This is a genomic window from Stenotrophomonas sp. HMSC10F07 (assembly GCF_001807895.1).
Taxonomy (GTDB): domain Bacteria; phylum Pseudomonadota; class Gammaproteobacteria; order Xanthomonadales; family Xanthomonadaceae; genus Stenotrophomonas; species Stenotrophomonas sepilia.
This window is the reverse complement of the sequence record NZ_KV791406.1, coordinates 1-15,055: the sequence shown is the minus strand read 5'-3', so window position 1 is coordinate 15,055 and position 15,055 is coordinate 1. Positions and strand designations below refer to the sequence as shown.

Sequence of the window (15,055 nt, the reverse complement as noted above, 5' to 3'; positions counted from 1 at the left end):
GGCGGCAGGCGTACAGCTTGCCGTCGGTGCCCTTTACCACGGTCTGGCCGGGGACGTAGCTGCCAATGCCTGCGGGGTACACGTGGTCGAAATCACCGCCCGGCGACGGCGTGCCCGCGTCAGGCACCCGGGTGTCGAGCTGGAAGCGGTTGCCGTCCTTCAGGTACACCCGGTTGTCGGTGGCCGAGGCCGCCGGCGTGATCACGCCGTTGCTGAGCACGCCCACGCGTGCGTGCTGCGCACTGGCATTGACCTTGCGTGCCAGCACCAGCGGCCACTGTGCGGCGGCAGTCTGGCCGCTGGCCAGCGTGGCTTCCACGCGTTCGACATCATTGCCGTTGGCATTGAACACGCGCAGCGCCAACGTGGTGCCGACCGGCAGCTCGCCGCGCGCGGTGACCGGGCCGGCATCCTGCCACTGCGTTGCCGGTGCCGTTCCGCCGCCGCCCTGGAAGCGCACATCCATGCAGGTATAGAACGCCTCGGTCGAATCCGAGCGCTGCCAGGTGTTGTAGATCACATGCTGGCCGGTGCGCTGCGGCAACGTGCATTGCAGCTTGTAAGTGCCATCGGCCGACAGCGGTGTATTGCCCAGGGTGCAGAACTCCTGCAGGTCGGCCCAGCGCAGCGGGCTGCCCGGCTGCCAGCCTTCGCGGGTGACGAAGAAGCGCCAGTCACGGGTGGCGTGCGGCGCGGTCGCCTTGAACACGAAGGTGAACCTGCCATTGGCATCGGGCTGGATCGGCGTGGTCTGCCAGTCACTGCGGTTCACGTCCAGGCCGCGGAAGGTCGGGTTGTTGCCGCTGCACAGCTTGCCGTCGGGCACCACGGCCTGGTGGTTGCCGTTGGCATTGGCCTGGTTGATGCCGTTCCAGTCGTAGAACGCCTGCGAACCGCCGATGGCCTTGGCGGCGGCACAGGCCGGGTTGGTCGGGTTCTCGGGGTTGCCCTGGAAACAGGCGTAGACGCGGCTGACAGGCGTGGTCATGGTGCCGTGGGCGAACGCATCGCCGGCCAGCAACAGGCCGGCGGCGGCCCACGAAGTGGCCAGCAGCAGCGGTGTGGATCGGAATGACATGGCGCATCCTTGTGGTCGTCGAAAGGGAACGGTGACCGCAGGCGCTGCGCTGCGCAGTGGACTTCCGGCGGCACCACGGCGAGTATCGAGTCGCGATGCAGGCGACGGAACCCTCGCAGTGCCGATCCGTGACTGCGCATGTGAAGCCCTTCCCGCAGGCTTCACGCAGGGCTGAACGGATGCGCTGGACGTCACGTGACCGGCGTGGCATCGATCACGTCATGGAGATCACGCTACGCAGTCCCGGTACCCACCCGATCTGCCTGGCACGAGAAACAGCCATGCGCCGCATTGTGCAGCTGGACGAACGCCACCGACGCGTCGGCAAACAGTGCATCCAGGTGGTCGGCCACCTCGGTGCCCGCACAGACCTGGGCACCGCACATCAGCGCGGCGTGGTCATAGGCACGCATCGATATCATCCGGCGCTGCACATACGGGGGCACCTCGCCTGGCGGCAGGACGCAACGGGTCACGCCGCGCTGCACGAAGATCGGGCCGGCGGCGCGATACGGTGAATGCAGCGGCAGGTGGACGTGGGACAGCAGGAGCAGCTCGCTGCCAGGCGCGGGATCGCTCAGGCTGATCCGGCAGGGATGGCCGCCGTTGGCGCCGGCCCAGCGACGCTGGATGCCGAGCGCGGCGAGCGCGCTGTCACTCATCTCGAACAGGTGCAGGAAGGGGCGATGGTCGATGCCACCGAGGTACCACGTGTGCATGAGCGTCTCCTGGGTCTGCGGCGGATTCTGCGCGTGCGCCGGCGGCCGTGCCCGCCGTTTTCAGACCCCGCATCGCCGCCGGGCCGGTGCACTGGCCCACGGGGCGCTGCGGGCCGCCGCCGATGCCGCCCTGTGCCGGCCAAGGCCGAGAGGCGGGACCGCCTGGTCTGCGCGCCGTTGGCTGCGGATTCGTCATTGCCCATCGCCGTCGGCGCGCTGCCCGTGTAAGTTGGGTCACATCTTCCGCGGCAGCCCGTCGTGGTCGACAGGAACGTCCTCCAGGGGAAACGAGCACGATGCAAAGACACCACCTCGCGCTGGCCGGGATGCTGGCCAGCCTGATGCTTGCCGGGTGCAGCCAGCCGACGCCGGCCGACGCCGGAAGCGCCAGCGATGCACCCAGCCGCCGCTTCGGCACGATCGACTTCCAGCCCTGCACACTGTCCACCGAAGGTGCCAGCGCCAACGTGGAGGCGCAGTGCGCCACCCTGCAGGTGCCGGAGGACCGGGCCCAGCCTGACGGTCGCCGGATCGGCCTGCGTGTCGCCTGGCTGGAATCGGGCAGCAGCGGCGCCGGCCAGCCCGACCCGGTGTTCTTCCTGGCCGGCGGCCCCGGCCAAGCGGCCAGCGAGGTGGCGGTCATCGTCGATACTGCACTGCGCCAGGTGCGCAAGCAGCGCGATGTGTTCCTGATCGACCAGCGCGGCACCGGCGGCTCCAACCCGCTCAGCTGCCTGGGCGCGGACGGCAAGCCGCTGCAGGTGGACGAGGATGCCGCGCCTTCCGAGGCATCGCTGCGCGATTACGCCCAGCGCTGCGCCGCATCGCTGCAGGGGCGTGCCGATGCGCGCTTCTACACCACCACCGAGGCGATCGCCGATCTGGATGCGGTGCGTGCGGCGCTCGGTGTGGACCAGCTCAACCTGGTTGGCGGCTCCTACGGTACCCGCGTGGCCCAGCGCTATGCCGGGGCCTATCCGCAGCACACCCGCAGCATCGTCATCGATGGCGTGGTACCGAACGAGCTGGTGGTCGGTGGCGACTTCGCGACCACCTTCGAGGATGCGATCGCCCTGCAGTCGGCGCAGTGCCGCAAGGATGCCGCGTGCAGCAAGCGTTTCCCGACCGATACCCGCGCGCAGCTGCGCAGCGTGGTCGACACCCTGCGCCGTGCACCGGTCTCGGTCGAGTATCGCGACCCGGGTACCAACGCACCCCGGCAGGATGTCCTGACCCCGGACAGCGTGGTCGGCCTTGCCTTCGCCTTCTCCTACGTGCCGCAGTATTCCTCGCTGCTGCCACTGGTGCTGGATGAAGCCGCACACGGGCGCTATGCCCCGTTGGCATCGCTGGCGCGCGGCGCGAACCGCAGCATGGATTTCCAGATCAACCGCGGCATGCAGTGGTCGGTGATCTGCAGCGAGGATGCGCCGCGCTACCACGCGCCGGCCGAGGATCCCGAGCGGCTGTTCGGCAACGAAGTGGCCAGTGCGTTCTTCGCGGCCTGCCCGGTATGGCCGCATCGTCCGGCGCCGGCAACCGATGCCGTGCCGCTGCGCAGCGACGTGCCGGCACTGCTGCTGTCTGGTGAGCTGGACCCGGTGACGCCGCCGCGTTACGCCGCACAGGTGCTCAAGGGCCTGCCCAACGGCCGTGCGCTGGTCGCCCGTGGCCAGGGCCATGGCACGTTGACCGCCGGCTGCATGCCGCGGCTGCTCGGCCAGTTCATCGACAAGACCGATGCCAAGGCGCTGGATGCCGGCTGCCTGGATACGCTGAGCTACGTGCCGGCGTTCACCTCGTTCAACGGATGGGAACCATGATCGTCGCCGACAACCTGCACAAGGCCTTCGATACCCGCACGGGCCGCATCCAGGCGGTCGCCAACGTCGGCTTCCGCGCCGGGGATGGGCAGATCACCGGCCTGCTCGGCCCCAACGGTGCCGGCAAGACCACCACCATGCGCATGCTCTACACGCTGATGACGCCCGATCAGGGCAGCATCACTGTCGACGGCATCGATGCGGCGCGCAATCCGGTGGAGGTACGTCGCCACCTCGGCGTGCTGCCCGATGCGCGTGGCGTCTACAAGCGCCTGACCGCGCGCGAGAACATCGCCTACTTCGGCGAACTGCATGGCCTGTCGGCCGAGCGCATCCGCGAACGCATCGAGGTGCTGTCGCACGCGCTGGACATGGGGGACATCCTCGACCGGCAGACCGATGGTTTCTCGCAGGGCCAGCGCACCAAGACCGCGATTGCCCGCGCGCTGGTGCACGACCCGCGCAACGTCATCCTCGACGAACCGACCAACGGCCTGGATGTGATGACCACGCGCGCGCTGCGCCGCTTCCTGCTGGGCCTGCGCGAAGAGGGGCGCTGCGTGATCCTGTCCAGCCACATCATGCAGGAGGTGGGCGCGTTGTGTGACCACATCGTGATCATCGCCAAGGGCACGGTGATGGCTGCCGGCAGCGCCGACGAGCTGCGTGCGCAGGCCGGCGAAGCCAATCTTGAGGACGCGTTCGTGAAACTGATCGGCAGCGAAGAGGGCCTGCACGCATGAGCATGATGTCGACCCTGATGACGGTGATGCGCAAGGAACTGCGCGACCTGTCGCGTGACCGCCGCACGCTGCTGCTGACCCTGCTGTTCGGGCCGCTGCTGTACCCGGTGCTGCTGCTGGGCATGGGCAAGCTGGCCGAGAGCCGGGTACGCACCCAGATCGAAGAGCCGTTGCAGATCCCGACCATCGGCGCCGAGAACGCGCCTAACCTGGTGCGCTTCCTCGCCGCACAGGGCCTCAATGCCGCACCGGCACCGAAGGACCTGGCCGAGGCCATCCGCACCCAGGACATCGATGTGGCGCTGCGCATCAGCGATGATTTCGGCAAGGACTGGGCCGAGGGCAAGCCGGCGCTGGTGGAGGTGATCAAGGACAGCACGCGTCGCGCGGCTGAAGTACCCAGTGCGCGCCTGGAGGCGGCGCTGGCCACCTACAACGGCCAGGTCGGTGCACTGCGCCTGATGGCGCGTGGCATCGACGCACAGGTGGCACGCCCGCTGGACGTGGCGCGCCAGGACCTGGCCAGTGCCGAGGCCAAGCGCGGCATGATCCTGTCGATGCTGCTGCCGGTATTGCTGACGCTGACCTCGTTCATCGGTGGCGCCTACCTGGTGATGGACGCCACCGCCGGCGAGCGCGAGCGGCAGTCGCTGGAACCCCTGCTGGCCACGCCGGGTTCGCGCAGCGCGATCGTCAGCGGCAAGATCGCCGCCGCCTGCGTGGTCGGTTTCGTTTCGCTGCTGCTGACCCTGGTCGCGTTCAAGGTGAGCGCGCAGATCGCACCCGGCAACATCGGCCGCCAGTTCAACATGAACGTCGGCTCGATGCTGCAGATGCTGCTGGTGATGTTGCCGATGCTGCTGATCGGCACCTCGCTGCTGACCTTCCTGTCGGCCGCAGCCAAGAGCATGAAGGAAGCGCAAAGCCACATGACCTGGCTGATGCTGCTGCCGATGCTGCCTGGCTATGCACTGGTGGCCTATCCGCTGAAGAGCGAGCTGTGGCAGTACGCCGTGCCGTTCCTGTCGCAGAACCAGATGCTGCTGAAGGTGATCCGCCACGAGATCATCACCCCGGCGGTCTGGGCGATCTACCTCGGCGCCAGCCTCGGCCTCGCCGCCGTGCTGTGGTTCGCCGCCGTGCGCCGCTACCACAACGAGCGCCTGGCGATCTCTGGCTGACCAAAAAGGGGACGGAGGGGATTAAGTCGTTTCTGCCTCTCCCGTCCCCTCCTTGCGCGGACGTCCTCGTCCGCGCATCTCCACCGGGCGCCCCAACGTCTGCTTCACCATCCGCAGGAACGCATCGTTCCCCATCGGGCGTTGTCTGGCGCTGTGGTTGCGGATCGCGGGTACGTCGGCGGACGCATTCACATCGCGCAGGAATTCGGCATACAACGTCGCCCTTCCCAGAGCGGTCGCTGCCAGCGCCTCGAACGCGGGATGTTGCGTCAACATCGGATCATCGCGTCGTTGAAGGTTGCCATGCACGCTGGACCACGGGTGATCTTCAGCGCTGACAGCAATTCCTGCACGGACGGGATTGCGTTCGATATAGCGGTATACGCTGAGAAGATACGCATCGCTGTCGATCATTGAGGAATGGAAGCGGCCCTGCCACAGAGGTCCACTGCGCCCGTGCCGCTGGTTGAAGGCCTGTACGTAGTTGTTGCCCTGCATGCGCATTGCACCAGCCAGACCCTGCTGTGTGGAGGGCGTGGCCAACAGGTGAACGTGGTTTCCCATCAGAACATAGGCATGCAGTGCGACGTGGTGCTTGAGGAAGGCGCTGTGCAACAGATGCAGGAACAGTTGGCGGTCGATGTCGTCGACGAAGATCGCGCCCTTGTTCACACCGCGCTGGATCACGTGATAGGCCTGGCCTGGCAGCATCAGGCGCGCTTGTCGGGGCATCGGATCTGGAGACTGGACGGGGTTTCAGCCTGTCATTGCGGCCGCGAAGCCGGACATCAGGCAACGCCGCGATGCCGTGTCGGAAGAGTCAAAAGCGACTTAATTCCCTCCGTCCCCTTTTGCGTACCGCGCAGGCGTCACCCCCATCTCGCGCTTGAACACGGTGATGAACGCGCTTGGGGTGTCGTATCCCATCGACAGCGCAACGCTGATCACCGGCTCGCCCGCCAGCAGGCGTGGCAGCGACAGCAGCACGCGCAGGCGCTGCCGCCAATGGCCCAGGGTCATGCCTGTTTCGGCCTGCCAATGGCGGGCGAGGCTGCGGCTGGACAGGCCGCTGGCGGCTGCCCACGCTTCGACGCTGCAAAGGTCGTCCGGCGACCGTGCCAGCGCCGCCGCGATCCGCCGCAACCGGCGATCCCGCGGCTGTGGCAAGGCAAGCGGCAAAGGCGTGCTGGCGGCGATCTCATCGGCGATCACGCCGGCCAGGCGTGCCTGCGCGGCGTCCAGCGCCTGATGTGGCCAACTCAGTGCGCGCATCATCGCGGCCTGCAACAGCACGTTCGGCTGGAAAATGCGCGGCACGGCGGGCAGCTCCAGACAGGCTTCGGCGTTGAAGTACAGGCTCCAGCCATCGAATGCCTCTGCCCCTACCAGGGCGTGAGGCAGCAAGGGCGGTATCCAGGCAACATGCCCCGCCGGCAGCAACCAGTGCAGATCGCCGGCCTCGATCCGCAGCAGGCCGTGGTGGGCACCCAGCACTTGGCCGCGCACGTGCTGGTGGCGCGCGGTGCGGCGCCGTCCGGGCACCCGCAGCTGCGAGGCCAAGACGAGTGGACCGCCTTCGGCGTTCGCCAAAGCGGGGTCAATCAACTTGGGCGATGTCTGATCTGCCATATCCAATGGCAGTTATACGGCAGAAGTGCCGACGGCTGGGCGGCACACTGGGCTCCCGATCCCACAGGAGCATCACCCATGCAGCCACAGGACATCCTTCCCGACCATCAGAACGAGGTACAGGCAAACGGCCTCACCGTGCGCAAGGGTAGCGTCGGTGCCTTCCTCGCCAGCGTCCGTGACTGGCAGGACCCCGCCAGCGATGACGCCACCCGCGCCACCGCCGAAGCCGACCTGCGTGCGCTGCTGCCGGGCCTGCATGCGCTGGGCCTGTTCCAGGTACTGGCCGCGCGCGATCCAGCACTGCAGCGCCTGATCGACAGCCTCTCCTGAAACGAACACGGCCCGGACATGCCGGGCCGTGTCGTCATTGCGGGGCGGAAACGACTTAATCCCCTCCGTCCCCTTTTCGTGGTCAGCTGCCGCCCGGGGCGAACACCAGGGTGCGGCGGGTGGTGACCGGTGCGCTGACCGGCTCGAAGCGCCAACGCTTGACCGCGTTCATGGCCTCGCGATCGAAGACGCGCGATGGCGTTGCGCGCAGCACACGGGCGTTGGTCACCGAACCGTCGGTGCCGACGGTGATTTCCACCAGCACTTCGCCGGAGGTGCCTGCGCGCAGCGCCTCGGACGGATAGCGCGGCGCCGGGGTGCTGACCGGGCGCAGGTTCGGCGCCGCAGCGGCCGCCGGAGCTGCGGCCTGGCGTGCGGCGCTGGCCTGCTGGGCGGCAGCCTGCTGCTGCTTCTGCTCGGCTTCGCGGCGGGCCGCAGCCTGGCGCTCGGCTTCCTGGCGCTCGTTGTCGCGGCGGGCGGCGTCCTGCTGGGCAGCGATCTGCTTGGCTGCGTCGGCTTCCTTGGCACGCTGCTCGGCCAGGCGCTGCTGTTCGGTCTGCTGCTTGCTGCGGTCCTCGGCGTCCTTCTTCGCCTTCTCGGCTTCGGCCTCGGTGCGCTTGGCCGCGTTCTGCACGCCCTTGGCCAGGCCGTCCTTCAGGCGCGGCAACGCCGGCGCAGAGGCGTCCACCTTCTCGATCAGTGCCACCAGGCGCTGCGCTTCGGTGTAGTCCTCGCGGCCCAGGTGCTGTTCGGCGGCGATCAGGGTGTAGGGCAGCAGGTCGGTCAGTGCGCTTTTCACCGAGGCGTCGTCCGGCGTCTTGTCGCGCAGGGCGAGGTAGTACTCGATGGCGTTGTCGCCAGCCGGCGCGTACATGCGGTTCTCGCGCAGGGCCTGGCTGGCCGACTCACGCAGCTGCTCGGTGCCCATCGACTGCACCTTGGCGGCGACCACCGGTGCGGCCGGTGAAGCGGCGGTGGGTGCGGCGGCCGGGGCCGGTGCGGCGGTTTCCTCCTTGCCCGAGCAGGCAGCCAGTGCCAGTGCCAGGGCAACCGGCAGCCACCGGCGCGCGGCGGTGATCGTTGAGACGTGCGACATCCTGCTCCCCTCTAGAAGACGACGTGACGTAAATCATTGATATGCATGGCCGGGACCAGCGGTCCGGGCGCGGCAGGGTGACGTTTCCCGACGCCACCGCCGGCAACGGCGAGGGTGCAATCTAGCATCCCGGCCACCGCCGCGTACAAGGGCCGTGGCCGGGATGAGCAACGGCGGCCGTGCCGTTGCCGGCGCCGACCTCAGTGGTCGTGCGCCTTGTCGTGCGACTTGCTGTGGCCGTTGGACATCAGCTTGTCGGTCCAGGCGATGCCGATCGCCGACAGGATGAACACGCAGTGGATGATGGTCTGCCACAGCACGCCGTTGGCAGTGAGAGTCGAGCAGGTCTGCTCACCAATGTTGGCAGCTGCGGACGCCATTCGCTCGGGCGGGCACAGCGGGATGCCACCCAGCGCGCCGGTTGCGATGAAGGTCTTCAGCAGGTGGATCGAGGAGATGCCGATGATCGCCATCGCCAGCTTCACTTTCAGCACGCTGGCATTGACGTGGCTCAGCCATTCCGGCTGGTCCGGGTGGCCTTCCAGGCGCAGGCGCGAGACGAAGGTCTCATAGCCGCCGACGATCACCATCACCAGCAGGTTGGAGATCATCACCACGTCGATCAGGCCCAGCACGATCAGCATGATCTGCTGCTCGCCCATCGACACCGAATGCGAGATCAGGTGCCACAGTTCCTTGCCGAACAGGAACACGTAGACGCACTGCGCCACGATCAGGCCCAGGTACAGCGGCAGCTGCAGCCAGCGCGAGGCGAAGATCAGCGTGGACAACGGGGAGAGCGGCGGGCGGTTTGCACTCATGCGGGGGATGCTGCGTTTCGGGGGAGAGGCGAGGTTACCGGCCCGCCATGACGGTGCCAACCCAACTCACGCACTAGACTTCAGGTTCCTTTCCGCACCCCGAGCCGACGCCATGATCGACCTGTATTACTGGCCCACCCCGAACGGCCATAAAGTGACCCTGCTGTTGGAGGAAGCCGGCCTGGAGTACCGCATCCACCCGGTCAACATCGGCTCGGGCGACCAGTTCAAGCCGGAATTCCTCGCCATTTCGCCCAACAACAAGATGCCGGCCATCGTCGACCACGCCCCGGTCGATGGCGGCGCCCCGCAGAGCGTGTTCGAGTCCGGCGCGATCCTGCTGTACCTGGCCGAGAAGACCGGCCGCTTCCTGCCCAGCGACCCGCGCGGCCGCATCACCACCCTGGAGTGGCTGTTCTGGCAGATGGCGGGCCTGGGTCCGATGAGTGGCCAGATGGGGCATTTCAATGTGTATGCCCCGGAAAAGATCCCGTATGCGATCGAGCGCTATGACAACGAGGTGCGCCGCCTGCACGGGGTGATGGACAAGCGCCTGGCCCAGCACGCCTTCCTGGCCGGCGACGCGTACACCATCGCCGACATGGCCAGCTACCCGTGGATCGGCGCCTACGACAAGCTGCCGGTGGACTTCGCCGCGTTCCCGAACCTCAAGCGCTGGCACGAGACCATCGCCGCGCGCCCGGCCACCCAGCGCGCCTATGCGCTGCGCCAGCAGGTGAACCCGAACGCCGGCAAGCCGCTCAGCGACGAAGAGCGCAAGCATCTGTTCGGCCAGCGCTGACCCAGTTCTGTGGGTGCCGACCGTTGGTCGGCACTCCTTACCGGCACTCCTTATGGGCAGAAGGTCATGCTGCCTTCCCGCACGGGCTTGGTTAGGATGGGGGACGACCGTCCCGCGCCCCGCGTGGAGGCGGACCTGCCGTTTGCCGGGATCCTCCATGCGCCACCTGTTCGCTTCGCTTGCCCTCATGCTCGCCACCAGTACCGCCGCCCACGCCGAAAAGCTGACCCTGGAAGCCATCACCGGCCCCCTGCCGTTGTCCGGCCCGACCCTGATGAAGCCCAAGGTGGCGCCGGACGGTTCGCAGGTCAGCTTCCTGCGCGGCAAGGACAGCGACCGCAACCAGCTGGACCTGTGGACCTACGACATCGGCAGCGGCCAGACCCGCCTGCTGGTTGATTCTAAGGTCGTGCTGCCCGGCACCGAGACCCTCAGCGATGAGGAAAAGGCCCGACGCGAGCGCCAGCGCATCGCCGCGATGACCGGCATCGTTGATTACCAGTGGTCGCCGGACGCGCAGCGCCTGCTGTTCCCGTTGGGCGGCGAACTCTACCTGTACGACCTCAAGCAGCATGGCCAGGCGGCCGTGCGCCAGCTGACCCACGGTGAAGGCTTCGCCACCGACGCCAAGCTGTCGCCCCAGGGCGGCTTCGTCAGCTTCATCCGCGGCCGCAACCTGTGGGTGATCGACCTGGCCAGTGGCAAGCAGCTGCAGCTGACCCGCGACGGCAGCACCACCATCGGCAACGGCGTGGCCGAGTTCGTCGCCGATGAGGAAATGGATCGCCACACCGGTTACTGGTGGGCGCCGGATGATTCGGCCATCGCCTTCGCCCGCATCGACGAGGCGCCGGTGCCGGTGCAGAAGCGCTACGAGGTCTACGCCGACCGCACCGATGTGATCGAACAGCGTTACCCGGCCGCCGGCGACGCCAACGTGCGCGTGCAGCTGGGCGTGATCGCACCGGCCGCCGATGCGCAGCCGCGCTGGATCGACCTGGGCAAGGAACAGGACATCTACCTGGCCCGCGTCGATTGGCGCGATGCGCAGCACCTGAGTTTCCAGCGCCAGTCGCGTGACCAGAAGCAGCTGGACCTGGTCGAAGTGGCGCTCGATTCCAACCGCCAGCGCGTGCTCGCCCACGAGACCAGCCCGACCTGGGTGCCGCTGCACAACAGCCTGCGCTTCCTTGAAGATGGCAGCGTGCTGTGGTCGTCCGAGCGCACCGGCTTCCAGCACCTGTACCGCATCGATGGCAAGGGCAAGGCCACTGCGCTGACCCATGGCAACTGGCCGGTGGACGAACTGCTGGCGGTCGATGAGAAGGCTGGCAAGGCCTACTTCCGTGCTGGCATCGAGACCTCGCGCGAAAGCCAGATCTACGCGGTGTCGCTGCAGGGCGGTGAGCCGCAGCGCCTGTCGAAGGCGCCGGGCATGCACAGCGCCAGCTTCGCCCGCAATGCCAGCGTCTACGTGGACAGCTGGTCCAACAGTACCACGCCGCCGCAGATCGAACTGTTCCGCGCCAACGGCGAGAAGATCGCCACGCTGGTCGAGAACGACCTGACCGATCCCAAGCACCCGTATGCGCGCTACCGCGATGCGCAGCGCCCGGTCGAGTTCGGCACGTTGATGGCTGCCGACGGCAAGACCCCGTTGAACTACAGCCTGATCAAGCCGGCCGGCTTCGATCCGTCCAAGCGCTACCCGGTGGCGGTGTACGTCTACGGCGGCCCGGCCAGCCAGACCGTCACCGACAGCTGGCCCGGCCGCGGCGACCATCTGTTCAACCAGTACCTGGCCCAGCAGGGCTACGTGGTGTTCTCGCTGGACAACCGCGGCACTCCGCGCCGTGGCCGCGACTTCGGTGGTGCGCTGTACGGGAAGCAGGGCACGGGGGAAGTGACCGACCAGCTGCGCGGCGTGGCCTGGCTGAAGCAGCAGCCGTGGGTGGACCCGGCGCGCATCGGCGTGCAGGGCTGGTCCAACGGCGGTTACATGACTCTGATGCTGCTGGCCAAGGCATCGAACCGGTACGCCTGTGGCGTGGCCGGCGCACCGGTCACCGATTGGGGCCTGTATGACAGCCACTACACCGAACGCTACATGGACCTGCCGGCGCGCAACGAAGCGGGGTACCGCGAAGCGCGCGTGCTGACCCATATCGAAGGCCTGCGTTCGCCGTTGCTGCTGATCCACGGCATGGCCGATGACAACGTGCTGTTCACCAACTCGACCAGCCTGATGAGCGCGCTGCAGAAGCGCGGCCAGCCGTTCGAGCTGATGACCTATCCGGGTGCCAAGCATGGCCTGTCCGGCGCCGATGCGCTGCATCGCTACCGTGTGGCCGAAGCCTTCCTGGGACGCTGCCTGAAGCCCTGATGCACAAACGGGAAGGAGCCCGCCGATGACACTGCCGCCGCCGATTCCCACCCATGGCGCGAAGCCTGCCGGCTGGTGGTCCCGTCACTGGCGCTGGGCGATGCCGCTGGCCGTGCTGCTGGTGTTGGCCGGTGCCGGTGGCGTGGTGGCCTGGAGCGTGCTGCGCTGGAGCGAGGCCGCACGCGAGAGCCCGCCGATGCGCGAGGCGATGCGCCGCGCTGGATGCAGCATCGAACTGGTGGAAGCCTTCGGCGAGCCGCTGCGTGCCGAGTCGATGCCGCTGGGCAGCATGCAGACCGCGATCAACGGCCAGCGCGACGTCGGCCTGACCGTGGCCCTGGAAGGCCCGCGCGCGCACGGCCGGCTGTTCGTGAAGGGCACCCGCAGCGACGACGTCTGGGACTATCCGGTGATGTATGTGCTGGGCGAGAACAAGCAGACGTTCGACCTGACCGCGCTGGATGATGATGAGGCTGCGCAGGAATGCGAGCTGCAGGCCTGCCGCGAACGCGGCGAATGCCCGCTGGCCGCGGCGTTGTGACCTCCGGCCGATTGTCGCCACAGCGCTGAGCGCGTAGGGTGCGGGCAACCCTGTCCTGGAGTGCACCATGAAGCCGATCGCGTTGGCCGTTGCCCTGGCCCTGACTGCCGCCCCGCTGATGTCCGCACCGCCGGCGCTGGCGGCACCCGCCGCCAAGGCCGCTACTCCGGCCGGCCCGGCCTGGGTGGCCCGCAGCAACGCACTGGCGCAGATCCTGCTTGATGCGCAGGGCCCGTTCCAGCCGGAAGAAACCGGCTTCTTCGGCGTGCCCGGCTATGACGACAAGGTGGCCGACCTCGGTGCGGACAATGGCAAGCGCTACCGCGCCGCGATGGCCAAGGCCCGCGATGAACTGAAAGCCAAGCTGGCCACCGAGCAGGATCCCAACGTCCGCCAGGACCTGGAGATCATGATCCACGCCGCCAACCAGAACATCGAAGGCAGCGAGCTCAACGAGAAGTACCTGCTGCCATGGAGTGACGCGCCGCAGACCATCTTCAGCGGCCTCAACCTGCTGCTGTCCGACCAGGTGCCGGCCGAGCGCCGGGCCAAGGCGATCGACCGCCTCAAGGCCTACGCCGGGCTGCAGCCGGGTGGCACCGCGTTCACCACGCTGGCCCGCCAGCGTTACGAAGAACGCTTGAAGGACGGCAGCCTGCTGCAGCCGACGAAGATCGAAGTGCAGCAATCGCTGGACAATGTCGAGACGTACATCACCGGCATCGAGTCGCTGCTGAAGAAGTACCAGATCGCCGGCGCCGATGAGGCGATGAAGGCCCTGGCCGGGCAGATGAAGGACTACGCCGCCTGGACCCGCAAGGACGTGCTGCCGAAGGCACGCACCGATGCGCGCCTGCCGGCGCCGCTGTACGCCTACCAGCTCAAGCAGGTCGGTATCGATATCGATCCGAAGCTGCTGATGCAGCGCGCGCAGCTGGAGTTCATGGAAACCCGCTCGGCGATGCAGCAGCTGGCGCCGCTGGTGGTGAAGGACAAGGGCCTGAAGGTGGCCGACCCGAGTGACCCGGTGGCGGTGATCCGCGCGCTGAAGGCCGACAAGATCGCCGACGACCATCTGGAAGGGCACTACCGCAAGGTGATCGATGCAATCGATCCGCTGATCCGCGAGCATGCCATCGTCGACGTGCCCAAGCGCGCCATGCAGATGCGCCTGGGTTCGGCCGCCGAGAGCGCGGCCAGCCCGGCCCCGCATTTCCTGCCGGCGCCGCTGGTCAACAACACCGGGCAGCAGGGCACCTTCGTGCTGCCGCTGGGCAACCCGGCGGCGGGCCCGGGCGCACAATACGACGATTTCAACTTCGGTGCGGCGGCATGGACGCTGAGCGCGCATGAAGGCCGCCCCGGCCACGAGCTGCAGTTCACCGCGATGGTCGAGCGTGGTGTCTCGCTGGCACGCACCATGTTCGCGTTCAATTCGGTGAATGTTGAAGGCTGGGCGCTGTATGCCGAGGCCGAGATGGTGCCGTACGAGCCGCTGGACGGGCAGATGATCGCCCTGCAGTTCCGCCTGCTGCGGGCCGCACGCGCAATGCTTGACCCGATGCTCAACCTCGGCCTGACCGACCGCGCCAACGGCGAGCGTGTGCTGATGGAGCAGGTCGGCCTGTCCAAGGCGATGGCCACCCAGGAACTGGACCGTTACATGGTGCGTATGCCGGGCCAGGCGGGCAGCTACTTCTATGGCTACACCCGCATCCTCGAACTGCGCATGCAGACCGAGCTGGCACTGGGCGCGAAGTTCGACCGCCTGGCGTTCAACAACTTCCTGCTCGACCAGGGCCTGCTGCCGCCGGACCAGCTGGCCGACGCGGTGAACAAGGTATTTGTGCCGAAGTACAAGCAGAAGTAAGTGGTAGCGCCGGGCCATGCCCGGCGAGCGCAGCGG

The 15,055-nt window shown here is 67.6% G+C and carries 14 protein-coding genes; 8 read left to right on the top strand and 6 right to left on the bottom strand.

What is annotated here, in order from left to right; translation table 11 throughout:
- Positions 1-1,078: lytic polysaccharide monooxygenase (locus HMPREF3114_RS12540; RefSeq protein ID WP_256337645.1), on the bottom strand; the 1,078-nt coding region annotated here is incomplete at its 3' end.
- A 233-nt stretch (positions 1,079-1,311) separates the two neighbouring features.
- Positions 1,312-1,797 (bottom strand): DUF1203 domain-containing protein, encoded by a 486-nt coding sequence (locus HMPREF3114_RS12535; RefSeq protein WP_053496783.1) that lies wholly within the window; start codon positions 1,795-1,797, stop codon positions 1,312-1,314.
- Positions 1,798-2,093: 296 nt separating this feature from the next.
- Between HMPREF3114_RS12535 and HMPREF3114_RS12530 the strand changes: the two genes are divergently transcribed.
- Genes HMPREF3114_RS12530 through HMPREF3114_RS12520 form a run of 3 tightly spaced genes read left to right on the top strand, consistent with a single transcriptional unit; the run spans position 2,094 to position 5,544 of the window.
- Entirely contained in the window at positions 2,094-3,620 is a 1,527-nt protein-coding gene (locus tag HMPREF3114_RS12530; RefSeq protein ID WP_070489868.1) for an alpha/beta hydrolase, read from the top strand.
- Entirely contained in the window at positions 3,617-4,363 is a 747-nt protein-coding gene (locus HMPREF3114_RS12525; RefSeq protein WP_053496785.1) for an ABC transporter ATP-binding protein, read from the top strand. Before HMPREF3114_RS12530 ends, HMPREF3114_RS12525 begins: the two co-directional genes overlap by 4 nt.
- Positions 4,360-5,544 (top strand): ABC transporter permease, encoded by a 1,185-nt coding sequence (locus HMPREF3114_RS12520; RefSeq protein WP_053496786.1) that lies wholly within the window; start codon positions 4,360-4,362, stop codon positions 5,542-5,544. Before HMPREF3114_RS12525 ends, HMPREF3114_RS12520 begins: the two co-directional genes overlap by 4 nt.
- Positions 5,545-5,565: 21 nt before the next feature.
- Here HMPREF3114_RS12520 and HMPREF3114_RS12515 read toward each other — a convergent pair whose 3' ends face one another.
- Both HMPREF3114_RS12515 and HMPREF3114_RS12510 read right to left on the bottom strand, forming a co-directional pair.
- Entirely contained in the window at positions 5,566-6,276 is a 711-nt protein-coding gene (locus HMPREF3114_RS12515) for a transposase (RefSeq protein ID WP_070489867.1), read from the bottom strand.
- Between the two features lie 99 nt (positions 6,277-6,375).
- Entirely contained in the window at positions 6,376-7,173 is a 798-nt protein-coding gene (locus tag HMPREF3114_RS12510) for an AraC family transcriptional regulator (protein WP_070489866.1), read from the bottom strand.
- Positions 7,174-7,251: 78 nt separating this feature from the next.
- Between HMPREF3114_RS12510 and HMPREF3114_RS12505 the strand changes: the two genes are divergently transcribed.
- Positions 7,252-7,506, top strand: coding sequence for a hypothetical protein (locus HMPREF3114_RS12505; RefSeq protein WP_070489865.1), 255 nt, complete (start codon positions 7,252-7,254; stop codon positions 7,504-7,506).
- 82 nt (positions 7,507-7,588) lie between these two features.
- On the opposite strand, the gene HMPREF3114_RS12500 is transcribed toward HMPREF3114_RS12505, so the two are convergent.
- Positions 7,589-8,602, bottom strand: a complete 1,014-nt coding sequence (locus tag HMPREF3114_RS12500) for an energy transducer TonB (protein WP_053496790.1) — start codon at positions 8,600-8,602, stop codon at positions 7,589-7,591.
- Positions 8,603-8,802: 200 nt separating this feature from the next.
- A complete protein-coding gene (locus HMPREF3114_RS12495) occupies positions 8,803-9,423 on the bottom strand; it encodes a TIGR00645 family protein (RefSeq protein ID WP_053496791.1) in 621 nt (206 codons plus the stop codon).
- Between the two features lie 112 nt (positions 9,424-9,535).
- Here HMPREF3114_RS12495 and HMPREF3114_RS12490 point away from each other — a divergent pair, with 112 nt between their 5' ends.
- The 4 genes from HMPREF3114_RS12490 to HMPREF3114_RS12475 all read left to right on the top strand — a co-directional run bounded on the left by HMPREF3114_RS12490 (position 9,536) and on the right by HMPREF3114_RS12475 (position 15,019).
- Positions 9,536-10,225, top strand: a complete 690-nt coding sequence (locus tag HMPREF3114_RS12490) for a glutathione binding-like protein (protein ID WP_053496792.1) — start codon at positions 9,536-9,538, stop codon at positions 10,223-10,225.
- A gap of 157 nt (positions 10,226-10,382) precedes the next feature.
- Positions 10,383-12,608 carry a S9 family peptidase gene (locus HMPREF3114_RS12485; RefSeq protein ID WP_070489864.1) on the top strand — a complete coding sequence of 742 codons (2,226 nt, stop codon included), beginning with the start codon at positions 10,383-10,385 and terminating at the stop codon, positions 12,606-12,608.
- Between the two features lie 25 nt (positions 12,609-12,633).
- Complete coding sequence (locus tag HMPREF3114_RS12480; protein WP_053496794.1) at positions 12,634-13,149, top strand: cytochrome c oxidase assembly factor Coa1 family protein; 516 nt, start codon at positions 12,634-12,636, stop codon at positions 13,147-13,149.
- Positions 13,150-13,216: 67 nt separating this feature from the next.
- A complete protein-coding gene (locus HMPREF3114_RS12475; protein WP_053496795.1) occupies positions 13,217-15,019 on the top strand; it encodes a DUF885 domain-containing protein in 1,803 nt (600 codons plus the stop codon).
- Positions 15,020-15,055: the final 36 nt, after the last annotated feature.